The 26751-nt window shown below is 68.8% G+C and carries 17 protein-coding genes; 7 read left to right on the top strand and 10 right to left on the bottom strand.

All coding sequences use genetic code 11. From position 1 onward, the window contains the following. Positions 1–2954, top strand: a 2954-nt coding sequence (locus tag ACIQ8J_RS21005; RefSeq protein ID WP_403607908.1) for an SDR family NAD(P)-dependent oxidoreductase, incomplete at its 5' end; no start/stop codon positions are given. Positions 2955–2998: 44 nt separating this feature from the next. Beyond that, positions 2999–9487, top strand: coding sequence for a type I polyketide synthase (locus ACIQ8J_RS21000; RefSeq protein WP_403273546.1), 6489 nt, complete (start codon positions 2999–3001; stop codon positions 9485–9487). 198 nt (positions 9488–9685) lie between these two features. Here ACIQ8J_RS21000 and ACIQ8J_RS20995 read toward each other — a convergent pair whose 3' ends face one another. From ACIQ8J_RS20995 to ACIQ8J_RS20970, 6 genes are all read right to left on the bottom strand, one after another. Continuing rightward, positions 9686–10234, bottom strand: coding sequence for a GNAT family N-acetyltransferase (locus ACIQ8J_RS20995; protein WP_403273548.1), 549 nt, complete (start codon positions 10232–10234; stop codon positions 9686–9688). Positions 10235–10637: 403 nt separating this feature from the next. Then, positions 10638–11582, bottom strand: coding sequence for a DMT family transporter (locus ACIQ8J_RS20990; RefSeq protein WP_403273549.1), 945 nt, complete (start codon positions 11580–11582; stop codon positions 10638–10640). Continuing rightward, positions 11582–13114 carry an acyl-CoA dehydrogenase family protein gene (locus ACIQ8J_RS20985; protein ID WP_403273550.1) on the bottom strand — a complete coding sequence of 511 codons (1533 nt, stop codon included), beginning with the start codon at positions 13112–13114 and terminating at the stop codon, positions 11582–11584. Before ACIQ8J_RS20985 ends, ACIQ8J_RS20990 begins: the two co-directional genes overlap by 1 nt. Before the next feature lie 43 nt (positions 13115–13157). Then, on the bottom strand, positions 13158–13538 hold the full coding sequence (locus tag ACIQ8J_RS20980) for an acyl-CoA thioesterase (protein WP_403273552.1): 381 nt from the start codon (positions 13536–13538) through the stop codon (positions 13158–13160). Positions 13539–13985: 447 nt separating this feature from the next. Then, entirely contained in the window at positions 13986–14228 is a 243-nt protein-coding gene (locus ACIQ8J_RS20975; RefSeq protein WP_403273554.1) for a hypothetical protein, read from the bottom strand. A 315-nt stretch (positions 14229–14543) separates the two neighbouring features. Then, positions 14544–15224: a class I SAM-dependent methyltransferase gene (locus ACIQ8J_RS20970; protein ID WP_403273555.1), complete on the bottom strand. Its 681-nt coding sequence runs from the start codon at positions 15222–15224 to the stop codon at positions 14544–14546. A gap of 552 nt (positions 15225–15776) precedes the next feature. Between ACIQ8J_RS20970 and ACIQ8J_RS20965 the strand changes: the two genes are divergently transcribed. After that, positions 15777–16730: a GNAT family N-acetyltransferase gene (locus ACIQ8J_RS20965; protein WP_403273556.1), complete on the top strand. Its 954-nt coding sequence runs from the start codon at positions 15777–15779 to the stop codon at positions 16728–16730. A 544-nt stretch (positions 16731–17274) separates the two neighbouring features. Here ACIQ8J_RS20965 and ACIQ8J_RS20960 read toward each other — a convergent pair. Continuing rightward, positions 17275–17775: an RICIN domain-containing protein gene (locus tag ACIQ8J_RS20960; RefSeq protein ID WP_403273557.1), complete on the bottom strand. Its 501-nt coding sequence runs from the start codon at positions 17773–17775 to the stop codon at positions 17275–17277. A 972-nt stretch (positions 17776–18747) separates the two neighbouring features. Between ACIQ8J_RS20960 and ACIQ8J_RS20955 the strand changes: the two genes are divergently transcribed. Then, a complete protein-coding gene (locus ACIQ8J_RS20955) occupies positions 18748–19005 on the top strand; it encodes a hypothetical protein (protein ID WP_403273558.1) in 258 nt (85 codons plus the stop codon). Between the two features lie 29 nt (positions 19006–19034). Here ACIQ8J_RS20955 and ACIQ8J_RS20950 read toward each other — a convergent pair whose 3' ends face one another. After that, positions 19035–20906, bottom strand: coding sequence for a carbohydrate-binding module family 20 domain-containing protein (locus ACIQ8J_RS20950; protein WP_403273559.1), 1872 nt, complete (start codon positions 20904–20906; stop codon positions 19035–19037). Between the two features lie 1040 nt (positions 20907–21946). Here ACIQ8J_RS20950 and ACIQ8J_RS20945 point away from each other — a divergent pair. Further along, complete coding sequence (locus ACIQ8J_RS20945) at positions 21947–22960, top strand: cytochrome c oxidase assembly protein (protein ID WP_403273560.1); 1014 nt, start codon at positions 21947–21949, stop codon at positions 22958–22960. A gap of 349 nt (positions 22961–23309) precedes the next feature. Here the strand turns inward: ACIQ8J_RS20945 and ACIQ8J_RS20940 are convergent, their stop codons facing one another. After that, complete coding sequence (locus tag ACIQ8J_RS20940) at positions 23310–23480, bottom strand: hypothetical protein (RefSeq protein ID WP_403273562.1); 171 nt, start codon at positions 23478–23480, stop codon at positions 23310–23312. Positions 23481–23580: 100 nt separating this feature from the next. On the opposite strand from ACIQ8J_RS20940, the gene ACIQ8J_RS20935 reads away from it, so the two are divergent. After that, positions 23581–24132 carry a YciI family protein gene (locus ACIQ8J_RS20935; protein ID WP_403273563.1) on the top strand — a complete coding sequence of 184 codons (552 nt, stop codon included), beginning with the start codon at positions 23581–23583 and terminating at the stop codon, positions 24130–24132. Between the two features lie 756 nt (positions 24133–24888). Further along, positions 24889–25584, top strand: a complete 696-nt coding sequence (locus ACIQ8J_RS20930) for a transglycosylase SLT domain-containing protein (RefSeq protein ID WP_403273565.1) — start codon at positions 24889–24891, stop codon at positions 25582–25584. A gap of 90 nt (positions 25585–25674) precedes the next feature. Here ACIQ8J_RS20930 and ACIQ8J_RS20925 read toward each other — a convergent pair whose 3' ends face one another. Then, positions 25675–26487 (bottom strand): SAM-dependent methyltransferase, encoded by an 813-nt coding sequence (locus tag ACIQ8J_RS20925; protein ID WP_403273567.1) that lies wholly within the window; start codon positions 26485–26487, stop codon positions 25675–25677. Positions 26488–26751 lie beyond the last annotated feature (264 nt).

Genomic DNA, 26751 nt, shown 5'->3' with positions numbered 1-26751 from the left:
CTGTCCGTTTCGGTGATGCCGTTCGTACGCTGGCCGGTGAGGGTGTGACCACACTGCTGGAGCTGGGACCCGACGGAACGCTGTCCTCCATGGCCGAGGACACGCTCGACGCAGAGCCGGGTGAACACCTGGCGCTGTCCCTGCTGCGCCGCGACAGGTCCGAGACCGACACGCTCGTCGCGGGGCTGGGCCAGATCCACGCCCAAGGAGTCCCGGTCGACTGGAAGGCGTTCTTCGCCGGCAGCGGGGCCCGCCACACGGACCTTCCCACGTACGCCTTCCAGCAGGCGCGGTTCTGGCTCGACGACCGCACGGCGGACGACACGGCCGACGTCCCCGGAATGAGCGCGACCGGGCACCCTCTGCTCGGCGCGTCCCTCGAACTGGCCGGTGGCGACGGGGCGCTGTTCACCAGCAGGATCTCCTCCCGCACCCACCCGTGGCTCGCCGAGCACACGGCGTTCGGCAGCCCCGTGCTGTCGGCCGGCGCGCTCGTGGAGCTGGCGGCCCGCGCGGCCGAGACGGTCTCGGCCGGTGGCGTGGACAGTCTCGTACTCCGTACGCCGCTCGTCCTGTCGGTCGATGCGGTGACCCAGCTCCAGGTCAGGGTCGGGCCCCCGGACGCGGACGGGCAGCGAACGCTCGGCGTGTACGCGCGCCCCGAGCGGGACGACGCGCCCTGGACCCTGTACGTCGACGGCACCCTTGGCGCGGGCGGTGACCGGCCGAGGCCTGGGCCGAACGCGGCCGTCGCGGACCTCCGGCTGCCCGAGCACCTCGCGGAGGACGGGTTTGCACTGCACCCGGCCCTCCTGGACGCGGCGCTCGCCCACCACCCGTTCATTGCCTCCGAAGGAGCCGTCCTCGTACCCACTGAGTGGCGCGGTGTGCGACTGCACGGGGCGGGCGCCACGGCCGTACGGGCCCGGCTGGAGGAGACCGGCGACCGCACGCTGCTGCTCGAACTGACCGATGAGCAGGGCCAGTTGGTGGCTTCCGCGGACTCCGTCGCCTTCCATGAGGTTGCCGAGGCGGTGTTCACCGCAGCCTCGGGCCGCTGCGCGGACGCTCTGTTCCGCATCGAGTGGGCTCCGGTCACCGCCCCCCGTGCGGACGTGGGCGAGCATCGGCTCGCCGTGCTCGGCTCGGACGCGCATGGTCTGGCTCGCCACGACGATGTCGAAGCGATCGGCAGGTCCGTCGAGGCCGGTACGCCGTTGGACGCCGTACTCGTCGCCTGGCCGCCCGCCGACAGTACCGACGGAGAACCACGGGCCGTGCGGGCGGCGACCGGCCGAGCGCTGGCGCTCGTGCAGGACTGGCTGGCCGACCGACGACTCGCCGGAACGCGGCTCGCCGTCGTCACCAGCGGTGGCACGGCAGGCACCGCAGACCTGGCGGCCGCGACGGTACGCGGCCTGTTGCGCTCGGCCCAGGCCGAACATCCGGACCGCATCCTGGTCGTCGATACCGACAGCGCCTCGGGCCTCGACGGCGTGCCTCTCGCCACCCTGAGGGCCGCCGTCGCATCGGGTGAGCCCGACACCGCCGTACGCGATGGACGGCTGCTGGCGCCTCGGCTGGGGCGGGTCTCCGTCGAAGGCGGGCACGGCCGGATGCTCGACCCCGAGGGCACGGTACTCATCACCGGCGGCACCGGCGCCCTGGGCGGCCTCTTCGCCCGGCACCTGGCGGAACACTATGGTGCCCGGCATCTGGTGCTGGTCGGCCGACGGGGCCAAGAGGCCGAGGGCGTAACGGAGTTGGTGGCAGAACTCGACGGTCTCGGAAGCCGGGTCACCGTCGCCACCTGCGATGTCTCCAACCGTGACGCCCTCGCGGAGGTGCTCAACGCGATACCGGCCGAGCACCCGCTGACCGCCGTTGTCCATGCCGCGGGCGTCCTGGACAACGGTACGGTCGCCGCTCTCGACCCTGACCGGATGGATGCCGTACTGCGTCCGAAGGCCGACGCCGCATGGCATCTGCACGAACTGACCGCGCATCTGGACCTGGCGGCGTTCGTCCTGTTCTCGGACGCGACCGGAGCCCTCGGCGGGCCGGGCCGGGCGCACTACGCGGCGGCCAACGCCTACCTCGACGCGCTCGCCGCACTCCGCGCGGCACAGGGGCTGCCCGCCACCGCGATCGCCTGGGGAACCTGGGACCTCCCGGGCGGGCCCGGCGGCATCAACGCCGACCGGGACGAGAGGGACCGGGCCCGCCGGGCCGGGGACGGATTCCGGCCGGTCGGGCCGCCGTTGGGCACGGCGCTCTTCGACGCCGCGCTCGCCGGTGCGGATCCGGTCCTCCTCGCCACCCCGGTGGACCTGCCCGCGATGCGCGCGGCCGGCCTCGTACCGCCGCTGTTCCGTGGCCTGGTGAGGGTCCCCGCGGGGGCTGCCCCCGACACCGTCACGGCAGCCGAACCATTGGCGCGGCGGCTGGACGGCGTACCGGACGACGAACGCCGGCGCATCGTGCTCGACCTGGTGCGCACCGTGGTCGCCGAGGTGCTCGGCCACGACGATGCGGGAACCGTGGCAGCCGAACGGCCCTTCCACGAGATGGGCTTCGACTCGATCACCGCGGTGGACCTGCGCAACCGGCTCAAGGCGGCGACCGGTATCGCACTGCCGGCGACGTCGGTCTTCGACCACCCGTCGCCGGCCGCGCTCACCCAGTACGTGCTCGCCCAGGTCGCCGCGGAGCAGGAGCCCGGAGCGACCTCGGTGCTGGCCGAACTGGACGGGCTTGAGGTCGCGATCGCGCAGGCTGGGCCCGCCGGCGTGGACCGGAACGCGGTGGCCGAGCGGCTGCGCGTGCTGCTGGCGAAGCTCGGCCCGGCTCCCGAGGAGGAAGCGGGGCACGACGGCGCGAGCAGGCTGGCCGAGGCGTCGGCCGACGAGATCTTCGACTTCATCGACAGCGAGCTGGGCCGTGGCACGCACTGAGCGGTTCCGTCGTGGCTCAGAAACCCAAGGAGAAGCAGGTCCAGATGCCGAATGAAGAGAAACTGGTCGAATATCTCAAATGGGTGACCGCGGATCTCCAGAAGTCGCGCCGGCGGGTGGCCGAACTGGAGGCGGGCCAGGACGAGCCGGTCGCGATCGTCGGCATGGCCTGCCGCTTCCCGGGGGTCTCCTCACCGCACGAGTTGTGGCAGCTCGTCCTCGACGAGGGCGACGCGATCACCGACTTCCCGACCGACCGGGGCTGGGATCTCGACGCCCTCTACGACCCGGACCCGGCCAAGGCGGGCAAGATCTACATCCGGCAAGGGGGGTTCCTCGACGGCGCCACCCGGTTCGACGCCGGCTTCTTCGGGATCTCCCCGCGCGAAGCGCTCGCCATGGACCCGCAGCAGCGGGTGCTTCTGGAGACCGCGTGGGAGGCCTTGGAACAGGCGGGCATCGACCCCACCTCCCTCAAAGGCAGCCGGACGGGCGTGTTCGCCGGGCTGGTGGAACAGAGCTACCTCGACCTGGACAGCCCCCACGAGTTCGAGGGCTACCAGATGACGAGCAAGCTCAGCTCCATGGCCTCGGGACGCATCTCGTACACCCTCGGCCTCGAAGGGCCCGCCGTCTCGATCGACACGGCCTGCTCCTCGTCCCTGGTCGCCCTGCACTTGGCGGCCCAGTCGCTCCGCTCCGGAGAGTCGACGCTGGCGCTCGCCGGCGCGTCCTACATCTCCGCGCACCCGGGCGGTTACATCGACGGGTCGCGGCAGCGCGGGCTCGCCGAGGACGGCCGCTGCAAGCCCTTCTCGGCCGCCGCCGACGGCATCGGCTGGTCCGAAGGCGTGGGCATGCTGATCGTGGAGAGGCTTTCGGACGCGCGCCGCAACGGTCACCGCGTCCTCGCGCTGGTCCGCGGCAGCGCCGTCAACCAGGACGGCGCGTCCAACGGCCTGACCGCGCCGAACGGCCCCTCGCAGGAGCGGGTGATCCGCCAGGCCCTCGCCAACGCCAAACTGACCGCCGCCGACGTCGACGCCGTCGAGGCGCACGGTACGGGTACCCGCCTCGGCGACCCGATCGAGGCCCAGGCCCTGCTGGCCACCTACGGCCAGACCCGGCCCGCGGGCCGGCCGCTGCTCGTCGGCTCGTTCAAGTCCAACATCGGTCACGCTCAGGCCGCTTCAGGCGTCGGTGGACTGATCAAGATGATCCAGGCGATGCGGTACGGCGTGCTGCCCCGGATGCTCCACCTCGACGAACCGACGCCCTACGTCGACTGGTCGGCGGGTGATGTCGAACTGCTCGCCCAGGCCCGGCCGTGGCCCGAGACCGGCGCCCCCCGGCGCGGCGCGGTGTCCGCGTTCGGCGCGAGCGGCACCAACGCGCACGTCATCCTGGAACAGGCGCCCGCCGAAGAACCCGCAGACGATCCGGTTGAAGAGTCCACCGGGGCGGAACCCTTCCGGGAGACCTCGGCGGCCGGCCCGGTCCCTTGGGTGCTGTCCGCCCGGACCCCCGAGGCGCTGCGGGCCCAGGCCCGCAGGCTGCGCTCCTTCGCGGCCCGGGACACCGCTCCCACCACCCTGGACGTGGCACTGTCCCTTGCCACCACCCGCACCGCCATGGAACATCGCGCCCTGATCGTGGGCCGTACGCGCGACGACTTCCTCGGGGGGCTCGATGCCCTCGCGGAGGGCATCTCAGCCGCCCATGTCGTCAAAGCCACCGCGGGCACCCCCGAGGAGCTCGGAAAGACCGTCTTCGTCTTCCCCGGCCAGGGCAGCCAGTGGCCCGCCATGGCCCGGGAACTCCTCGACACCTCCGAGGTGTTCGCGCAGCGCGTCGCGGAGTGCGCCAAGGCCCTTGAGCCCTACATCGACTGGTCGCTGGAGGACGTCCTGCGCGGCGCGGAGGGGGCGGCCTCGCTGGAACGGCTCGACGTGGTCCAGCCCGCGCTGTTCGCGGTCATGGTGTCGCTGGCCGAACTGTGGCGTTCGTACGGAGTGGAACCGGCGGCCGTCGTCGGGCACTCCCAGGGCGAAGTCGCCGCCGCCTGCGTCGCCGGCGGACTCACCCTCGACGACGCGGCCCGAGTGGTCGCGCTGCGCAGCGTCATCGCACTCAAGCTCCAGGGCACCGGCGGGATGGGCGCGATCGGACTGCCGCGCGAGGAGGTCGCCGAGCGGCTCAGGCGATGGGAGGGCAAGCTGTCCATCGCCGTGGAGAACGGGCCGAGTTCGGTGCTGGTCGCCGGCGAGCGCGACGCGCTGGGCGAGTTCATCGAGGAGTGCAAGGCGGACGGCGCGCGGACCAAGCGCTTCCCGACGGACTTCGCCTCGCACTCCGTCCAGGTGGAGCCGGTCAGGGACGAGCTCCTGGCGGCACTGGCCCCCGTGCGCCCGCAGGCCGGCACCGTGCCCTTCTTCTCGACGGTCACCCGCGACTGGGTGGACACCCGGCACCTCGACGCCGAGTACTGGTACTCCAACCTGCGCGGCACGGTCGAATTCGCCGGTTCCGCACGGACGTTGGCGGAGCAGGGGCACGGCGTCTTTGTCGAGATCAGCCCGCACCCGGTGCTGGTCTCCTCGCTCCAGGAGAACCTCGGCGACACCCCCCTGGTCACCAGCACCCTCCGGCGCGACGACGGCGGCATCGGCCGGTTCCTCGGCTCACTGGGCGCGTACCAGACGGGAGGCGGACAGGTCGACTGGGCGCGGCTGTTCGAGAACACCGGGGCGCGCCCCGTCGAACTGCCCACCTATGCCTTCCAGCACGAGCGCTACTGGTACGAGTCCGGCTCCGCGACCCTCGACGCCACCGGACTCGGTATGAGCGCGACCGGACACCCGCTGCTCGGCGCGGCCGTCTCGGTGGCCGGCTCCGAACAGACGCTGTTCACCAGCCGGTTGTCGCTGCACACCCACCCCTGGCTCGCTGAGCACAGTGTGGCCGGAACGGCCCTGTTGCCGTCGTCGGCTCTGGTGGAGCTGGCCCTGCGGGCCGGTGACGAGACGGGCTGCACGGCCGTGGCCGAACTGGCCGTCGTGGCACCGCTGGTGCTGCCCGAACGGGGTGGCGTCCAGCTCCAGGTGGCGGTGGGCGCACCCGACGAGGAGGGCAGCCGTGCCCTCACGGTGCACGCCCGCCCCGAGGACGGCGACGTGGCGTGGGCCCAGATCGCCCGAGCGAAGCTGAGCGTACGGGGACGCGGTGCGCCCTTCTCCCTCGGGCAGTGGCCGCCCGCCGACGCTGAGCCCCTCGACCTCACAGACGCCTACGAGCGGCCGGCCGCGGCCCCTGCGGCGTACGGCCCGAAGTCCCGGGCGCTGACGTCGGTCTGGCGCACGGACGAGACCACCCTCCACGCCGAACTCACCCTGCCCGAAGGGGACTTGGCCGAGGCCGCCAGGTTCGGTCTGCACCCGGAGCTGTTCGAAGCGGTCACCCACGCCGCCCAGCTCACCGACGCGCCGTCCGAGCCCGAGTCGCCGTCCCGGACGGCCGCCGTCTGGCGCGATGTACAGCTGTACGCCACCGGCGCCACGGCGCTGCGCGCCCGGCTCACACGGTCTGCCGACGGCACCCTGTCCGCGCTGCTCACCGACCGCGGCGGACAGCCCGTCGCCGCCATCGGCTCCATCGCTCTGGGGCCCGTCTCGACGGGAGCAGCCGAGCGGGCGGCCACCCGCGACCACGACGCGCTGTTCCACACCCACTGGACCCCGATCGCACTGACCGGGCCCGAATCGCCGTGCCGGATCGTGGAGTTGGGCCCCGACGAGGTGACTCCGGCCGACGAAGCGGACGCCGTTCTCGTGCGCCTGACTCCGGCGGAGCAGGACGACCCCGTCGCGGCCGCGCACGCAGCCATGCACCGGGGCCTCGACCTCGTCCAGGCGTGGGAGGCGGACGACGCCCTCGCCGAGACACCGCTGGTCGTGCTGACCCACGGTGCGGTGCTCGCCGCACCCGGCGACGCGATACGCGACCTGGGCTCGGCCGCCGTATGGGGCCAGCTCCGGTCGGCGCAGTCGGAGCACCCCGGCAGGTTCGTGTTGGTGGACACCGCCGGTGAAGTGCCGACGCGGGACGTCCTGGCGGCGGTCGTCGCCTCCGGGGAGCCCCAAGTGGCGCTCCGCGACGGCCGAGTGCTGCTGCCGAGGCTGCGCCGGGTGCCGCCCACACCCGCCGGCGCGCCCTCCGGATCCTGGAACACCGAAGGCACCGTACTGATCACGGGCGGCACCGGCACGCTGGGTGGGCTCTTCGCCCGGCATCTCGTGCGGCGGCACGGTGTGACCCGGCTTCTGCTCACCAGCCGACGCGGCCCCGACACGCCCGGCGCCGCCGAGCTGGCGGCCGAACTCGCGGCGCTGGGCGCGGAGGTGACCGTCGCCGCCTGCGACGCCGCCGACCGCGACGCACTCGCCCGGGTGCTCGCCGCGGTCCCCCCGGCCCACCCGCTCACCGCGGTGGTGCACGCGGCGGGCATCCTGGACGACGGCCTCATCACGGCGATGACCCCGCAGCGACTCGAAGCCGTACTGCGGCCCAAGGCCGACGCGGCCTGGCACCTGCACGAGCTGACCCGGGACCTCGGCCTGTCGGCGTTCGTCCTGTTCTCCTCGCTCGCCGGTGTCATCGGCGGTGCGGGCCAGTCCAGTTACGCCGGAGCCAACACCTTCCTCGACGCGCTTGCCGAGTACCGGGCCGGCCTCGGCCTGCCGGCGACCTCGGTCGCGTGGGGCCTGTGGGCGCAGACCGGCACGACCGGCGCCCTGACCGCGGCCGACCTGGAGCGCATCGCGCGCGCCGGATACCCGCCCATCGAGTCGGAGCGCGGCCCGGCCCTGCTGGACCTCGCGCTCGCCCTCGACCGGCCCACCGTCGTCGCCACCCCGCTGAACATCGAGGCGCTGCGCGAGCAGCCCCGGCAGCTGCCCGCCGTGCTGAGCGGCCTCGTCCGCGTCGCGTCCCGGCCGGTCGCGCGCAACAGCGACCTTCCTGTCGGCTCCGTCGCCCGAGACCTCATGGGACTGCCCGAGGACGAGCAGCGCCGCCGTGTCCGGGAACTCGTACGGGCCGAGGCCGGCGCGGTCCTCGGCCATCCGGCCCCGGACACCATCGGCGAACGTCAGCCGTTCACCGACCTGGGCTTCGACTCGCTGACCGCCGTCGAGCTGCGAAACCGCCTCGGGGAAGTGACCGGCCTGCGGCTGCCCACCACGCTCGTCTTCGATCACCCCACCCTCGAGGCACTCACCGAGTACCTGCGCAATGAACTGGTCGGCGAGCCCGGCACGTCCGACGACGCAGCCGCGGCCCGGCCCGCCGTGGATTTCGCAGCCGAGATACGACTCGCCGACGACATCCGCCCCGCGGCCGAGGTGCACCGGACCGTCGAAAACCCCGAGGAGGTCCTCCTCACCGGCGCCACCGGCTTCCTCGGTGCGTACCTTCTGCGCGATCTGATGCGGACGACCCGGGCGAGGGTCCACTGTCTGGTGCGCGCGGCCGACGAGGCGGCGGCGCTGGACCGGCTCGTCGCAAACCTTCAGTGGTACGGCATCCAGGACCAGGTCGACCTCGACCGGGTGACCGTCGTACCCGGCGACCTCGGCCTGCCGGGCCTCGGGCTCACCCCGGAGCACTTCGACGAACTGGCCCGTACGGTCGACGCGGTCTACCACGCGGCCGCCTCGGTCAACTGGGTCCAGCCGTACGCCACCGTCAAGGCGGCCAACGTCTCGGGCACCGAAGAAATCCTCCGCATCGCCGCCCGGCACCGGACCGTCCCCGTGCACCACGTCTCCACCCTCGGCGTCTACGTCGGACGAGTCCCCGACGGCCAAGGCATCAAGGTGTCCGACCCGAGCGGCCCCGGCGACACACTGCCCACCGGATACACCCAGAGCAAGTGGGTGTCCGAGCAGATCATCGAACTCGCCAGGGAGCGCGGCCTGCCGGTCTCCGTGTACCGCATCGACCTCATCGCCGGCGACCGGGAGACTGGCGCCTGCCAGGAGCGCGACTTCGTCTGGCTCAGTCTGAAGGGTCTGTTGCAGGCCGGTGCGGTCCCGGAGGACATCCCGGTGCGGTTCCGCCTGATGCCGGTCGACTACGCCAGCTCCGCGATCCTGCACATCTCGCGGAAGGAAGGGGCCGATTCCCGGACCTACCATGTGTGCAGCCACACCGGGCTGGCCCTGGCCACGATGGTCGAGGAACTGCGCGCCTACGGCTACCCGTTGGTCCGTCGCGACTGGGCCACCTGGCGCACGCTGATCGCCGCGAACCCCGACAACGCGTTGGTCCCGCTCCTCGACGCCTTCGAGGTGATGGCCGCCGCACCGGAGGCCTTCTACCCGCCGATCGACGACGCCGAGACGGTGGCCGCCCTGGAGGGCAGCGGGATCAGTTGCCCGGAGGCGACCACGGAACTGTTCACGCGGCACGTGGACTTCTTCGCGAAGAAGGGCTACTTCCCGGCGCCGACCGCGAAATCCACCGACCCGCGGTGACGCCCCAGGGGCGGGCCGACGCACGGCGCCACGGCCCGCCCCGCGCAGATCCAGCGAAAGGATCTTCCGGAAGCGTTCCGGTGAGCGTCTGCGCCGCGCGCACCGACGCCCGGGGCGCCGTCGCCCCAGGAGCGGTCTGCGCTACAACCGCGCCCCTGGCAACCTTCCGACTCATGCGGCGGAGTTCAGGTTCATGACTCAGCGTAGGAACAGCACCATGACGTCGTACGTCGGAGCCTCGCTCGACGGTCGCATCTGCCCTACCTTTTGATATCCCCATGAGGCATACGCCGTCTGTGCCGGCGCCGCCTCGGGCTCCGGCCGCCTGGTCAGCGTGATCCGCTCGGCGTCCAGGCCTTCGATCAGACGCCGGTGCAATCCCGCCGCAATGCCACGCCGCCGCCATGCCTTGCGCACAGCGAGCTCGGCCACATTGAAGGTCCGCCTGCCGCTCTCCCGCACGAAGTCGTCTGCCAGTGGCTCAAGCAGGGTGCCCCACCACCCCGTATTCACGGGCAGCAAGTAGCCGATCGAGAACCCGACGACCTCGCTGCCGTCCCACGCCAGAACGATCCGAAAGCCGTCCCGTCTCGACTGCCGCTGGGCCCGACCGAGGAAATCGACGGCATCCTGTGGGCCTTCGCTGTACGGAGGCTCCGCGTATACCTCTTGATACGCGGGCAGGACCGCGTCCAGGCGCCCTATCGCCTCGTCAGGCGTCTCGATCCGCTCGAACGTCACAGTCATCAGTCCCGTACCTCGTTCCAGGCGTAGAAGCATCCGGTCAGTTCCCCTGTGTCCCACGCGTGGCTGCCGCCGTACCCTCCGAGTGCCTTCCGAGAGCAGGTGCCCGAATGGTGTGGCGCTCGGTCAAGTATCAGGACGTACCCCTCCGCACCCGCACCACCACCCAGCAACTGCACACCGCCGTGAGGTTGATGACGGGGCGGGGATGCTGCCGTGAGGGGTGGGGCGGGCGAGGGTTGTCACGTCGTCGGCTCGTCCCCGATCTGCAGTTGGTTCGGTCGCCCACTTCTGGGCCGCCGCGGCTCTGGGGGACCGTGCCGGTCACCGAGGGGCACGAAGTCGCCCACTCCTCCAGAGTCCGCGGTGAAGCCGCCACGTGCAGCTTCCGGGAGCGTGCCTGAACTCAGGGACGGTCTGTCGCCGCCACGGAGTTGTCGACCGGCAGGACGGGAGCGTGTTCGGCGCGGGGTGGTCTGCTGCTGCGGTTGAAGACGGCGATCGAGACCACGATGACCGTGAACCCGATGATCTCCGACACGGTCGGGCGCTGGCCCAGTACAGGCCAGGCGATCAGCCCCGCTGCGATCGGTACGCCGTAGAAGTACGACGCCACCCGGTCCGCGCTCTCCGAACGCATCAGGACGAACAGCAGACTGAGCGCACCGATCGACACGCCGACCGACATCCACAGCTCCGACAGCAGCAGCTGCGGTGTCCACCGGATGACGCCCTTCTCGAAGATGAGTGCGCCGACGAGCATGACAACGGCCGACGAGCCGGACTGCACGAATCCATTGATCAGCAGGTGAGCGCCGGGGTTCTTCACCTGGTAGTAGAACTGCCCGGTGGACAGGCCTACCAGGCCGAGGAAACCAAAGGCGACATTGGTCGGGGTGAGCCCGGACGACGACTCCAGGCCCCGGTATACCGTGATGGCAACACCGGCCAGTCCGCCGATCAGGGCCAGCACTGACAGCAGCCGGACCTTTCTCGCGGTGACGACGGAGACCATCAGCCACACCAGAATTGGTTGCAGCGCGATGATCAGTGCCGAGACCGCCGGGGTCATGCCGTGGTACAGCGCGTAGAACACCCCGACGGAGAACACCCCTTGCAGCAGGATGCCGCTGAGGACGAGGTGGACATAGCCCGAGCGTGGCCAGCTGACCCTTAGGCACATGATGAGGGCGAACAAGACAACCGCGGTCGCGCCGAACCGGATGGCCAGGAAGTAGAAAGGCTCCGCATAGGGCAGGCCATATCGACCGCCCACAAAACCCGATCCGTAGATGATGACGAACACCAACGCGATGAGCGAAACCTTGAGGTTCTTGTTCTCGCCGGCCACTAGCGCGTTCCAGCCTTGGAGCCGACGGAGATCATGGCGGCGCGCGGACGAATCACAACCGGTGCCGCCTCGGTGTCGGCGAGTCTGCCGGCCAGCTCGTACTCGTTGACCAGGCCGACGATCTCGTTCTTCAGTACTGCGATCGCCTTCGGGTAGTCGGCGTCGTCCACAGCGAGCCGCGCGCTGGGCGCGGCAGATTGGGACGACTTCTGCAACGCGCTGATTCCGTACATCCTGGACAGGATGCGTCCAAGGATCACGATCTTGTCCTGGGACGGCGCGTCGGCGAGGTAGCTGAGATTGATGTCGGTGAGGTGGAGGAACGCGTCTTCCAGATATGCGAACCGGCCGCTGAACTCCAGCGGAGATCGGAGCCCGGACTGCTGGAAGTGCTGCAGGAACAGATTGGCCAGATGCTGGCACAGCAGGTCATTCGTTCCGTCGAAAACGGTGTAGACGCGCGCGTCGAGCAGGGCGTAGGCGGCGATGTTGTCCGGCGCGCCCATCCGATAGCCTTCGCCGCCGCACAGCTGCTGGTAGTCGATAGCCGATTCCAGCATGAGTTCGGAAGCCAGCACCTTGGTCGCCAGCGAGGCGAACATGCTGTTTTCCAGGTCCGCGTAGTAGTTCTCCGTCAGCATCAGCTGCCGGTACAGCGCGTTGCACACGACGTAGTTCTGCTTGATGCGATTGACCTTGTACCGCACATAGTCGATGTCGTGCAGTGTGACGTCACCGATCTTCCTTGTGCTGACCTGACGCAGGGCCTCGGTGTGCAACCGGCGCAGGAAGCCGCTCGCCATGGCACCTTTGCTGAACCGGGACGCGCACAGGATCTCGGCGGCGTCGCCCAGGCGTTCCCTGGTCTTGGTGAGCCTGTAATGGCGAGGCACGCGCAGGTCCAGGGTGTTCAGTCCGTATCCGAGATTCTTCAGCCCCAGGCTGTCGTAGACCTCGGTGGTCACGAATCCGCCGTCTGATCGCTTGTGGGCGAAGTAGGCGAACTCCCTGCGCTCAGGATGCTTGGCGCAGATGATCCACCAGTCTGCCTGCTCACTGAACGCCTGCCAGTGCTTGGTTCCGGTGATCCGGTACTCGTCACCGTCGTCGTGGTACGTGGTCTGCATGCGCGCTAGGTTCGAACCGCTGGTCGGTTCGGTGAAGGCGAGACCGCCGATGACGGGGTTATTGGCGAAGTCGTCGAAGACCTCTTTCTTCAGCGTGTCATCACCGCTGGCCGCCACGTTGCGGAGGAAGAGGACAGTCACGATCATCGTGTACATGCCCAACGGCAGGTTCCGCTCGGACATTATCTCGATGACCTCGCACATCTCCTGGTGGCTTTCCCGGCCGCCGTACTCGCGTGGGATGGCCGGTAGGTAGATGCCCAGGTCGACGAGCTTGCGCAGACTGTCCCGGGACAGCGGCTCTTGCGGCAGTCGGGCGCTGTCGAACTCGTCGATACCGCGCTGAAAATTGTCAAGGAATTCTGGCGAGCCAAGGTCAATTAGTAGGTTACGCGGAACACTCATGGTAATAGTCCAATCTAAGTTGGCAAGGCAATTAGTTCTGGCGCTACAGTGCGCTCAATTCAGCTCGTAGGTGGTCCGGGATGCTGGTGGTGGTTTCCCTTTCGTAGTCGAAGTGGACCATGATGCAAGTGCCGCTGGCGACTTCGGTGCCATTCTGTGTGGCGGTCTGCTCGATGGTGACCGACGTGTTACCGATCTTCGTCACCTTCGTCTCGATGACGACGTCGACCGACGCGAAGATCTGTCGGGTGAAGTCGATTTCGTATCGGCGCAGGATGAGCGCGAGGTCGCGCATATTCGGCTCTTTGCTGAACAGTCGGAAAATCGGCATCCGGCCGTGCTCGAACCAGACCGGCACTGCGGAGTTGGTGACATGGCCGAGCACGTCGACTTCGGAGAAGCGAGGAGAAATCGTCTCCTTCATGTTCTGCCCCTTCGTGATTGGTCGCCATCCTGGGTGGCGAATCGTCCGACAGCCCAGGCGCTGGCCGGGCCTGCTCTTGAAATCTTGAAGTTTTGAAAACTTGCGTGGCTGATATTGGCGGATATTTCGCAGGTTTGGTAGTAGCGTAGGTGCAGTCGAGGTTGCGTCACTCAATGGTCTTGATGGTGTACGTGTGACGATCCCGCCACCCTGGGGAATTACTACCTCCAACTCGACCGCATTAGAGGGCTGAGACGCGAGTGAGTCGCGTCGCAGCCCTCTGAACTACTCACTTGGCCTTGAGTGAGAGCGAGTAGTGGTTTCCTCCTCCTCGAAGGGAGGTCTTTTCGCTGGCATGTGAATCTTGCATCAAGTCCATGGCCATTTGTAAGTGCCAGCGCGCTTTGGCTTAAAACCGGGCGATCCGGCCGCCCATCCTGGTGTAATTTAGTTGTACATGGAACCTAAGTCCGACCTCAAGTAACCCTCAAATTGGCTTGAACTGTGCGACACCGATGAACGCCCTCCATCGCGCGTCGCGCTCCCCAGGAGCCTCAGCAGCCCGGCCCGCTCGACCGAGTTCATCCGGTCGTGGATTTCCGCACAGATCGCGGCGTTCACCTCGTTGCGGACGGCCGAGACCATCGCATCGAGCATGGAAAACGCCGCCAGCTCCAGCCCGGCCTTCACGGCCTACTCCAGCGCGACGTTGATCAGATCCGCCGGACACTTCTTCGCGGCGGCTCGTTCCGGATGGACGCCTCGGCGATACTCGGGCTGGATCCGCCACGCGGGACGGGCCGGCACGCGGGACCGGCCCGGACGCGCGCGGCCCCCCACGGGCTGGGGGGATGAAAGGGGCCAGGGCCTGTCGGTTGCAGTCCCAGCCCAGCCGCGCGGTCATCGGCTTCATCGACTTGCGCCCGCCGTTCACCGTTCCGGTGATGTCGGGCTTAGATCCCGCATCTCTGCCCAACTGCCGGGCCTGCTGGGAGCGGAGGGGTTTCAGCGCAGTCGTCGCGCGCGCAGCACCAGGTCGTCGGTGTGGTGCGCGCCGGCGCCGCCGTCGGGTGCCATGCGTGGGCGCTGTTCGTCCACCTCGACCTCCCAGTCGTCGTCGAGCAGAGCGGCGACCATCGAGGGCCAGACGTAGTCGGCGGGGTCGAAGCCGCTGTCGTGTGCCTCCTGGGTGTCCATCCCCGCGTGGTGTACGAGCAGCAGCACACCTCCGGGCGCGACGGCCGCGAGCAGCGCGCGCTCGGCCGCGGCGTCAGGAGTGCGCAGCAGAGCCGGGTACTGCGCGGAGACCAGATCGAAGGAGGCCGGCGGAAGCGCCGCCTGCGTCAGTGCGGCGTGTACCCAGCGAACGGCGACACCGGCGTCCCGCGCGTGCCCGGCCGCCCGCTCCAGCGCCACGCCCGATACCTCGATCGCGGTCACCTCCCAGCCGCCGCGCGCGAGCCAGACGGCGTCCGCGCCCTCGCCGCAGCCCACGTCGAGCACCCGCCCCGGTGTGAGCCCGGCGACCTCGGCCACGAGCGCACCGTTGGGCTGGCCGCTCCACAACTGTTGCCGGTCGGCGTACCGGCTGTCCCACTCCGCCCGCACCGCGGCATCCCCGACGTATCCATCGGCGGACGAAGGGGTCTCGGACGCGGGCGATCCCGCTGCAATGTTGTCAGTCACGGACCCACCGTCGCCCGTAACCTCCCGGCCATGCCACTCCTGTTGCCGGTCCGGCAAAACGTGGTCAAGGGGCGAGGAACAACCGAGCATGGTCGCATTGGACGTCTTGGAGGCAGGCAGGCCGCGGCTTCTCAACCTGCAAGACCACGCGATGGCGTGCTTGCGGCGGTCACAGGACGGAGATCGCCGACAACATGCGGAAGCGCGGTCACAACCCCAGGGCTGGCGGCTTCGAGCACTTCGGCTGATGGCCGGCCGCGCACTGTCCGCCAGTGATCGCCGGGGTGACCGACCAGGTGAGTGCGGTTTCGTCGATGGCCAGGCGCAGGTCGGGGAGTTCGTGGAACAGGGTGTGGAGGCCGATGGGGGCCTCCAGGCGTACGAGTTCGGCTCCGAGCCAGTGGTGGGCGGCCCAGGCCGAATGCTAGGTGGCGGTTCGGGGTGCGGGTGAGGTCGAAGATGGGCTTCGCGCGTTGTGCCGTTGACTGCCGCGATCGGCGGCCCCGGAAAACGGTTCGACGGCTTTGCGGAGTCCTGACACAGTGGTGCACTATGGCGAACTTCGAGGTCGTGACCGCCGCGGACGTGCAGCTCATGCAGGGTCTGGCCCAGCGTGTCACCGCCACTCGCCTGGACCTGGTGAACAGCGACGCGTCGTTCGGCGAGCTGGCCTGGAACTGGGGCAAGGGGCACGCCAGTGACGGCGCGAGCTGGCCGCGTCGGCTGTGGTTCTCCGGCGGGGATCTGGTGGCGTGGGGTTGGGCCCATCTTCCGCACCGGGTGAGGCGGAGCGACGGGTCGGTGAAGGACGTCACCGGCGCGTATCTGGCGTACCAGGTCCATCCCGACCACGCCGGACTGGTTGACGAGGTGATCGACTGGTACGACGGTACGGCGGCGGACATCGAGCGTACGGTGATGCCGAGCGCCGCCGATGAGTTCGCCCTGAAGCGATGGGCGGCGCACGGCTATGAGACCGACTTGGCCTCGCTCGGCGACGCCGGGTCCTGGACACAGCTCAACGAGCGGGACCTCACCGACGTGGAACAGCCGGTACTGCCAGACGGATTCCGGTTCCGCACCGCAGACGAGGCCGGTCCGAAGGCCGCAGTCCAGGCCCATATGGACGCCTGGGCGCCCTCGACGTACACGGCCGAGGGCTACCAGGGTGTCCAACAGACGGCGACGTACCGCGCTGACCTGCACATCCTGGTGGAGGCGCCGGACGGAACGATGGCATCCTCGACAATCATGTGGCTCGACGAAGCGAACAGGACCGCAGAGTTCGAACCGGTCGGAACGCATCCGGACTACCGGCGTCTGGGGCTGGCAAGGGCGATGCTTCTGCACGGGATGCACCGGGCGCGGGCGGCCAGGGCCACTCATATGACGGTTGCCTGCCTGGGTGCGCCGGGGCATCCCCAGGCGCGCGGGCTGTACTACAGCGTCGGGTTCCGGGAGCTCACGAGGGACGCGCCGCTGATCAAAACCGTGTCCGCGGGCTGAGGACTAGTTGTTCGCGTAGTCGCTGCTCAGGCCACAGGTGGAAACACTGGACGAATCCTTCCTGTTGACCTGCGTCCCGGGCGGCGGCATGGCAGCAGTCGTAAACGTCAGACTGTCCTCCGTGTACTGGGCGGCTGCCCTCCCTCGTTCCGGCAACCCGCACAGCAGTTCAGCGGCACCAGCATCTACAAAGCCCGATGATGGAACGGTCAACCGCCCAGGTCCTGGACTTGATTCAAACTCAGCGGTTCGCCTGACAGTCCTTCGAGCTGTTGGCTGCGGAGTAGATGAACGCGATCCGGGCGCCGCGGAGTGCGCAGCGGATGAAGGTCTTGCGCACGCGATGCCGAGCGGCCGCAAGGTGCACACGGAGCAGGGCCTGACAGAAGGATCACGAGACCCCGCTCCCGTACACCGTCCTCCGAAAAAGGCCAGCACGAACCCCGTGGACGGCCATGTCCTTGCACGCCCGCTGGACAACATCACGGATCCTCGCCTCGCGGGCCCTGTGGGCGCCGCCCGCGCGAGGCGTGAGCAGCTCCGGTCAGGACCAGCGCTGGAAAGCCGCCTTGTTGCAGGGGATGGCGCGCAGCCCGTATTTGCTGTCGTCCAGGCACCGTTGGGTCGCGGCGTTCTTGAGCTGCTGTGCGTGTGCGCCCACCGTGGACACGGTCCACTGCTGGAAGCGGGTCTTGTTGCAGGCCGCCAGGTGCAGTCCGCGCCTGCCGTCATCCAGGCATTGTGCCGTCGCGGCATTCTTGAGCTGCCGTGAACCGCCGGGTGACACGATCACGCTCCACCGCTGAAAGGAGGTCTTGTTGCAGACGAGAGCCCGCAGCCCGAGCCTGCTGCCGTCCATGCACCGCGCCGTCGCGGCATTCTTGAACGGCTTGGCAGTGGACAGCGCGGAGCTGCCTTGGCCAGTGGCCGCTGCCGGCGAGGCAAGGGCGCACAGCACGAGCACACTCCCGGCCACCGATGGCAGTACACGCAACACCACACGCATCGAAGCACCTCCGTAATCGAAGACCTGACAGACCGTCACAAAACTGACATTACAGGCCAGCTGCCGCCCCTCTCCGCCCGACGCGCGCCCGCTCCCTAAAGGACCGGTCATGGCTGCCCGGGGCATCCCGGGTAGCCGGTGGGGTGCCCCCGCCTGCTCCTGTGATGAGCCGTCAGACACGCGAACGGTCGGCTGTGACGCCAGTCCCCGCCGTTGCAGGCCATGTGCGGTCCGAAGCAGGGCCAGGATGCGGTGTTCGGGCAAGAGCTGCAGCTGGTCGAGTCTTCCCCCGTTACCGCGTTCGTGGCTCCGCAATGGGGCCTTCGGTCTTTGGGCCCGACATGACTTCCCCCTGATCAGGGGCTCGTCTAATGCGGGTGCGTATTCCGGCCGGAGATGTCGCTCATGGTGCGATGCGGCTCAGTGGAGGGCGTCCAGGCGAGGCGGATGGTGTACGGATGCGGATGCGTACGGGCCTCGGACTCTGAGCCGTTGCGAACAACCGGCTCGACGGGGAGGTCGGTGCGGGGTGCCCGCGGAGGCCGGGTGAGGCGGCGGGCCATGAGAGCGCTCATGGTTGAGGGGAGGTGGGCCCCGCTGTGGTCTGCACTTCGGCAGCCCCCGCAGCCGGTCTGCTGAACTTGGAAGGAATCGGCGTTGCGTGCCCCGATAGGTCAAGGTGTGCCGGAGGCCTGGCCGGAGCCGGTTTATGGAATGGCCCATTCGTCCCTGGCCGCACCCAAACCCCAGCTGCCAGGCTGACCGGGCGGCGACGCAGGACGTGTGGATCACCCCTGTCACCCCTTGAAGCAATCGCGTGAGTTGACAGACGACTGCCAGGGTCCAGCCCTGCGACGTAAGCGATTCGTGAGCGATTCCCCAGAGTGTGCGGACCTCACGTGTCCGGTGAAGGTCCGGCTGCCGGTCCCGTTCGCCGCGGTATACCGCGCCTGGGTGGTTGCAGAAGCCCGCTGGGCCTCGACGCCGGGCACGAACCGAAAGAGACTTGCGATGGGCATACCCACCCGCGTCCGACCGCCGAGCAGCAGAGCGCGCCACCGGGGCACGGCGCTGTGCTCGGCGGCCGTGCTCTTCATGGCCGGGTTGGTCACGCTGGCCTCTCCCGCACAGGCGGCCACCCCCACCGCCGTCTACGTCGCCAATGCCAACAACAACACCGTCTCAGCAGTCGACACCACGACCAACACGGTGACCGCCACCATCCCCGCGGGCTCCTTCCCGATCAGCATTGCCACCCCGCCCCTGTAGGCGGTGCCACCCGTCTCCTACCGGTGTGTCTACTTCCAGGTGTCGTCGAGGGTCTCCGAGCCGGACGAGCCCGTGGTGTGGCTGCGGTTGCCGCCGGATTCCCAAGTGACGTTCCCGGAACCGTCCTTGACGATGTACTTGTACTCGAAGGGGGTGTTTGCCGGGAGACTGACGGTGGTGGACCAGACGGGATAGGTCGCCGAGGAGAGCGGGATCGCTGAACCGGGGGCCCAGTTGCCCAGGGCCGGGATCGAGCCGACCACGTACACGTTCTGGCCCCAGACGGTGGTCTTGTTCTCGTGGAAGGTTTCGTTGACGGTGCTGGGCGTCGTCGGGGTGGGAGTGGGTGTGGGGCAGTCGCTGGTGCAGGCGGTGCCCGTGGTGTACAGCGCGACGGCGTCACCCGCGTTGACCGTGACGGTGGCCTGGCCCGAGGAGTTGACCGTCACGGCGGGGCCGGTGCAGGTGCCGCCCGCGGCCGGGTCGCCGTGGATGACGTCGCAGTAGGTCCCGGCCGCCAGCCCGGTGGTGAAGGTCTGGGTGATCGCGCTGCCACTGTTGTTGATGGCCACCCAGGCGGTGTTGCCGCGGCTGAAGGCGATGGCATTGTTGGCGTTGTCCCACCAGTTGGCCATCGCCTGCCCCTTGGCGGCGTTGTGCCAGCCGACCATGTTGGCGATGCCCCGGTCGCGGTCGGTACAGGTCCAGGCGGTGGCGGCGCAGTCGGTGTCGGTGACGTAGCCGTTCGCGTCGGCGGGCGGGGAGTCGTCCTTGTTGGCGAAGCGGAATCCGGAGTAGACCTGCGGGGTGCCGTAGCCCCAGGCGAGTTCGAAGATGTGGGCCAGGGTGTACTTGGAGCCGTCGTTGTAGGTGAGCGTGGTCCTGTCGCGTTCCAGGTCGTGGTTGGTCACCATGACCGCGGACTTGTCGCTCGGCTCCAGACCCCAACTCGGCCCGAACGTACGGAGGTTGGCGATGTTGCCGTTGAACTGGTCCTTGAGCTTGGTGGCGTAGGTGAACTCCAGCACGCTGCCGTTGCCCTCGAACGCGCTGGGCGCGAGTTGCCCGCTGCCGCCCGGGACGACCTCCTGGTAGACGTAGGGCCGGCCGCCCCACTGGGTGTCGTTGACCTTGGCGAGGATGGCGGCCATGTCGGCCTGGGCGATGTGCTTGGCGGCGTCGAGCCGGAAGCCGTCGACGCCGTACCCTTCCAGCTTGTTGAGGTACCCGGCGAGCTTGGAGCGGACGTCGTCCTTCTCGGTGTACAGGTCGGACAATGACAGCAGCTGGCATTCCTGGACCTGTTGCACGTTGTTCCAGTCGTTGATGACGTTCCCGGCATTGGGGCAGTTGGCCGGGTAGTCGTGGAAACTGGAACGGTCGTAACCGATGCCGGGGTAGGTGTAGGTCGCCGCGTTGAAGCTCGCGCCGCCGTAGGAATCGGTGCTGGTCTGGTTGGAGCCGGCGGTGTGGTTGAGCACCGCGTCGGCGTAGACCTTCACGCCCGCGTTGTGACAGGTCGTCACCATCGCGGCGAACTGTGCTTCGGTGCCCATCCGGCTGTTGAGGTCGTATCCCACCGGCTGGTAGACGTCCCACCAGGCATGGGAGGAGCCGGGGATGCGGATGGAGTCCTCGGGCGGGGCCACCTGGACGGCTCCGTAGCCCTTGGGGCCGAGCGCGGTGGTGCACTCGTGGGCGACGGAATTCCAGTTCCACTCAAAGAGGTTCGCGATCACGTCGCCGCCGTTGGGGGCGGCGGCCGCGTGCGCGGTGCTCTGGAAGGCGATGGGCAGGGCGGCCCCGGCGAGCAGCGCACCGGCGGCGAGCAGCCCGACCGAGGCACGGCGGCGCGCGGCCGCTCCCACGACCGGGGTTCTTGGACGGGATGGTGCGGGCATGGCGGCTCCCTGAAGTGGTGGGGGCAGCGCCGATCGGCGTGGGGAGGCCGTGGGGAATCCGACCGCCCGGCGCGATCGCGCTGCGGGGAGGTGATCCGTGGCGCCGGCCGACGCCACGGGTCGGCACGACCAACCCTCCGCGCCGGGCTGTCCCTTGACTCGGCGCGGTCTGCCGGATGTCCCTGCCGGGTGTCACTGCCGGTCGTCGGCCGGAACACCGGTGTCGGGCACTCGGCCCGTCGGGGTGGCGGGGCTCGGTCGTGCGGTGAAGACGATCCCGCCCCAGCCGATAGCTCGTCAAGAGATCAACGTAAAGATATTCAGAAATTTGCAGCAAGATCTGCCAGCAAGTTGGGGTTTCCGATGCCGTCGTCGGCCGAACTCGCAACCGTGCAGGGGGTGTGCCAGGTGCCCGCCGGTTCATTCAGTGGCCGTCCGGTCACCGGAAGTCAGCCGCACGGATGCTGCAGTGGCCAGACCATCCGCCCCGGGCAGGGCTACTGGGTGCGCGTCACCGCCCCGTCGGCGGTCCATGGCTGTGCTTGAGCGGTGTGCTGACCTGGGCAGGTACGGGTCGGTGCATGCGGCGTCGATCGCCGCGCTGATCTCCCACCGGATGCGTCGCAACTCGCGTGCCCAGCCGTAAGCCGTAGGTTGCTGGTGCGGGCCGCTCGCCGTCGGCAGAGGGGCCGGTACGGTTGGCGCGCCAACAGCGGGGCGAGCGGGCCTCGGGTGGCGATGGCGTCGAATTCGGCCAGGTGCGGGGCGGTAGTCGCCGCCTGCTGCGTCAACTGCTGGCGTTTCCAGTCCAGTTGCCCGTAAGCCAGCCATACGTTCAACTCGGCGCGGGGGAGGGGCCCCGAGGCGACTGCTCCCGGCCGCGATCGCTGACCACGCTCTCGACAGGCCGCAGCCGGCTGGAGTTCCTCGAATCCCGGCCCGCATTCTGACCTCCGGCGCGCGAGGGCGACTGCGGCGCACGGGTCGCGGGGCTAGCGTGAAGCCGGCTCACCGGATGCCGTGGACCGATCAGGAGGACGATGCGGATGCCTGCACTGCCGCTGAGCGAAACTGGGGCGGGGAGTCTGCCGGAGCTGACCTGGGGGCGCTGCCTGTTCGCATGGCAACTGGACGTCCCCGCACTGGTGTTGGTCATCACGCTGGGCGTGCTGTACGGCTGGGCCGTGCTCCGGCTCAAGCACCGGGGTGAACACTGGCCGATCATCCGCACCGCGGCCTTCGCGCTGCTCGGACTCGGCACGCTCACCGTGGCCACGATGTCCGCGCTCGCCGTGTACGACCGTGTGCTGTTCTGGCCGGCCGCAGTCCAGAACGTCCTCCTCGACCTGATCGCCCCGCTCGGCCTGGCGCTGGGCGACCCTCTGCAACTGGCCGTCCGTGCCCTGCCGGAGCGCGGGGCGGGGCGGGTGCGGCGGGCCATGGCCGGACGCCTGCTGCGGCTGCTCACGTTCCCGCTGGTCAGCACCGTACTGGTACTCACGACCGAGCTGACCGTGTACTTCACCCCGTACTTCGAAACCGCTCTCGGCCACCGTTGGCTGCACGAGGTGATGTATCTGCATCTGCTGCTCGCCGGCAGTCTGTTCGTCGTGCCGGTCCTCACCCGCGAGGAGGCACTGCCCGCCTGGTGCACCCACCCGGTGCGGGCGGCACTGGTGTTCCTCGACGGGATCATCGACGCCGTGCCCGGCATCGCGGTGATGACCCACAGTGCTCTGATCGCCGGGGCCTGGTACCGCCACCATGCGCCGTCCTGGGCGCCCGACGTCCACCAGGATCAGCAGCTCGGAGGCGGCGCCATGCTCAGCATCGCCGAACTGGTCGCGGTCCCCTTCCTCCTTGTGATCCTCATGCAGTGGTTCCGCGCCGAACGCGCCCAGAGCGCGGCGCTGGACCGTCGCCTGAAGAGAGAACTCGCTCCCGCCGCTCCCGTACCGGGGCAGGCCCCGGATCCAGACCTCCTACGCCCCTGGTGGGAGACCGAGGACAGCGAAGTCGCCGAACGCATCCGCCAACAGCGCCCACGCAAGTAGCTGCTTTCGAGCCCGGCTGCGACCGATGAGAGCCCCTCGACGCACGGCGGGCTCTCGTGGGATCAAGAAATCACCGAAGCGCTTCAAGCAGTCCCTGAGGTCCGAGGTAATTGCCCCCATCGGTCATCGGGTGATGTGCATCGCAAACCCTGGCGAGGTGATGGGGGTGCGGAGGGGCGTGCCGTGTCAACACCCCTTTCGGTGACGGTCCGTTCCGCGCCCGCATGTGTGCGACATCGCGTGAGTTCCCCTGAGCCTCGCTGAGTCGCTGGACCCGTGGCCAGGGGGTTGTTCCTCCTTCGGGTGTTCTGCGGCTCTGTGGCGCAACTTCGGGATTCTTGAAGCGTCCTCACCTCGTCCGCCCGTCAGCGGTGTCTCCGTCTCGGCGGCGCCTCGCGGCCAGACCGTCGCCCTCGAACGGCTCCGCGTCGACCGACAACCCGAAGACGCCCTCACCCGCGGCGCCGATCCGCTCCACCTCGCGCTCGTCTTCGGCATCGACGAGAAGAAGGCCATCCACTACGCGGACTCGGCACGCGTGCTTCCGGGTGAGGCTGCCGAGCGGTCATCGCAGTGAAACCCGCTCGACTTCGTCACGGCGTTGAAGAGACCCTATGGGCATGGAGTTCCTCTGCTACCACCGCGACCGGCCCGGCTCCCTGCCGCTGCGCGACGAGCTGCTCGAAGAGCATTGGTCATATATGGACCGGTACGCGAAGGAGATGATCGCCCGGGGCCCGACCCTCGCCGACGACGGCGACACACCCACCGGAAGCGTGCACATCGTCGACCTGCCCGATCCCGTCGCCGCCCGCGCGTTCGCCTTCGACGAGCCGAACTACCAGGCCGGCGTCTACCGGGACGTGCTGCTGCGGCGGTGGCGCAACACGCTGGGGCACACCATGTGGGACTTCCCCGGCGGCCGGACCGGCGGCAACCGGTACCTGGTGCTCGGCCTCGGCACGGGGGATGCCGCCGACCTCGCGGTGCCGCCCGACCGGGACGGGCTGATCGCCTACGGGCCGCTGCTGTCCGACGACGGTGCCACCTGGCTGGGCACGGCGGCGTTGCTCCGGGCGCCGGACCCGGACACGGCACGCGCCATCCTGACCCCGGACCGGTACGCCGATATCGAGGTGCACAACTGGCAGTTCGGCGGGCGGCCGTCATGACCCGAGTACGTCCGGCCGACGTTACCGCCGAAGCCCCTCGGATCCCTCAGTAACCTCGCGTCTCACCCGAACCCACGGGTGCACCGGCCTGACACACACCGGTGCACCCGCCCGCCTACACCGGCCTGCTCACCCTGTGCCCCCCTGCCTGACCGCCCGTTAGAGCATGAACCTCCCCACCCACCCGCTTCCCGCAGGGCCGTGCCGAGCCTTTCACCAGCCGCCAACGTCCGTCTAACGCGCCCGACTTCACGCCGTTAGCGACGGCGAGGTCACTGAGGAGGTCACCTTCGCCCGGTCCGACTCACCCGGTCCGAGCGTTCGCAGCTCGCCGCCGCCTCTGGTGACGAAATGCTGATGGATATGCAGATTCGAGTCAGTGCACGCCAGTTGGTGCCGTCCGCGAGCGTGGCATTATAGCCGGGCGGAGCCTCTTGTGTACGTGATTGGGGAGAACTACTGAGTTAAACGGGGTGTGAGGTTTCACACGTATCGGGGAATTGCCTCGCGGTATCGGCTTCCAGCAGAGTTTTGCATCCGTCAGGCCCCGCATACGGCACCCCTGTACCTCGGGTACTCCGGTACCCACTCAACTCAACAGCTGCGCCGTATGCCGCCCGCGCATCACGCGGCACTTCCCATAAGGGAGTTGCCCATCGGGTCAGTTCCTTCCGTGACCGCAGTTGGGAGGAGAGAGCCAGGGGAACGTTTGCGTCCGCGAGGTCACTCGTGCGGATGCTGCTGGAAGGAAACCGTGTGAGCCGGATCTCGGTCCGGGGGTTCGCGGTGGCGTCTGCCACTGCGGTCACCACCGTTGGCGCCGTCGTCGGCGTTGCCGCAGGCAGCCCCGCCGCAGCTTCGAACGACAACGTCGAGGCGACCGCAGCCGATACGACGCTTCTCGCCGACATACCCGCCGGCCAGCAGGCCCAGGTGCAGACCGCGTCCCTGGCTCAGCAGGCGGATGCCCAGGCGGCACAGGCCAGTGCCGCGGCGAAGAAGTCCGCCGAGGAGGCCGCGCGCCTCCACGCCGCCCAGGCCGCCAAGTCCAAGAAGGACGCGGCGGTCAAGGACAAGGCCGACAAGGACGCCAAGGCCCGCGACCTGGAGACCCAGGCCGCCGGCCGCTCGGCGAGCAGGAGCACTTTCCAGGTCCAGAGCTCCTACTCGATCTCCGAGGTCCAGGCGATCGCCCGTCAGATCGTGCCCTCCGGCCAGTTCCAGTGTTTCAGCAACATCGTGAACAACGAGTCGAGCTGGAACTACACGGCTACCAACGGCACTGCCTACGGCCTCGTCCAGGCGCTGCCGGGCTCCAAGATGAGCTCCGCGGGTGCCGACTGGCAGACCAACCCGGCCACGCAGATCAAGTGGGGCCTCAACTACATGAGCGAACGCTATGGCAGCCCCTGCGGTGCCTGGTCGTTCTGGCAGGCCCACGATTCGTACTGAGGGTGTTTGGGAGGTTGTTCAAGGTCGTGGATCGGTCTCCGGGGAGGGGGCAGTCCTGCGCCGCCTTCTGCGTGGACGAGCTGGCGTCTGTCAGGGTTTTACGGCGACTGCGCCGAACTGCGGGAGTGCGACAGCGGAGTTGGACTCGGCTCGCCACAGCGAGCACGACACGAGACCTGGATCGAGCAGGTCCAGGCCGTCGAAGAAGGCGCTGATCTCTGCGCGGCTGCGGGCGGTGATCGGTGGTGTGGCGTTTTCGTTCCAGAACTTCATGGCCTCCACGTTGCCCTCGCCACCGAGGTCGGTGTCGGTGGTGGGGTGTGTCAGAACGAGATAGCTGCCGGACGGGACCGATGCCATGATGCGGCGCACGATGTCCTGTGCCTGGCCCGTGTCGAGGACGAAGTTGAGGATGCCCAGCATCATGACCGCGACCGGCCGCTCCAGGTCGAGGGTCGCCGCGGCGCCCGCGATGACGCTGTCCGGGTGGTGGACGTCGGCGTCGATGTAATCGGTGACTCCCTCGGGAGTGCCGGTCAGCAGGCTGCGGGCGTGGACGAGCACGATGGGGTCGTTGTCGACGTAGACGACCCGGGACTCGGGTGCGATCCGCTGGGCGATCTCGTGGGTGTTGTCCAGGGTCGGCAGTCCGGTGCCGATGTCCAGGAACTGCCGCACCGCGCAGTCGGCGGTCAGGAACCGGACCGCGCGGCCGAGGAAGGCGCGGTCCGCGCGGGCCACGTCTCGGATCACGGGGAACATCGTGGCGACCTGGTCACCAACCCGCTGGTCGACCTCGTAGTTGTCCTTCCCGCCGATCCAGTAGTTCCATACCCGCGCGTTGTGCGCGACCCCGGTATTCAGCCTGCCCAACACATCTGACGGGTGCTGGCTCTCACTCACGTCTTCCCCTTCTCCTTGCTCACCCACGAGGCGTCCTGTACGAGCAGCCGTCACGGCGACAGCGGACCGTTACCGTCATTGTGGTGCTCGTGGATCACGACGTCCCGGGTTTCGGCCATCCCGAGCCGAACCGCTATCAGTAGGTTTCGATATTCGTCCGAGATCTGCAAGCAGAGGCGCTCTGTCGAGTGCGGCAGCAACCGGCTCAAGAGGCACCGTGCGGTCGCAACGAGGAGCGAGGAGCTAGGAACGAGGTACGGGGGT

Source organism: Streptomyces sp. NPDC094147 (genome assembly GCF_044764265.1).
In the GTDB taxonomy this organism is placed as follows: Bacteria; Actinomycetota; Actinomycetes; order Streptomycetales; family Streptomycetaceae; genus Streptomyces.
Note: the sequence above shows the minus strand (reverse complement) of the source record. Positions and strands in the feature narration are given on the sequence as shown.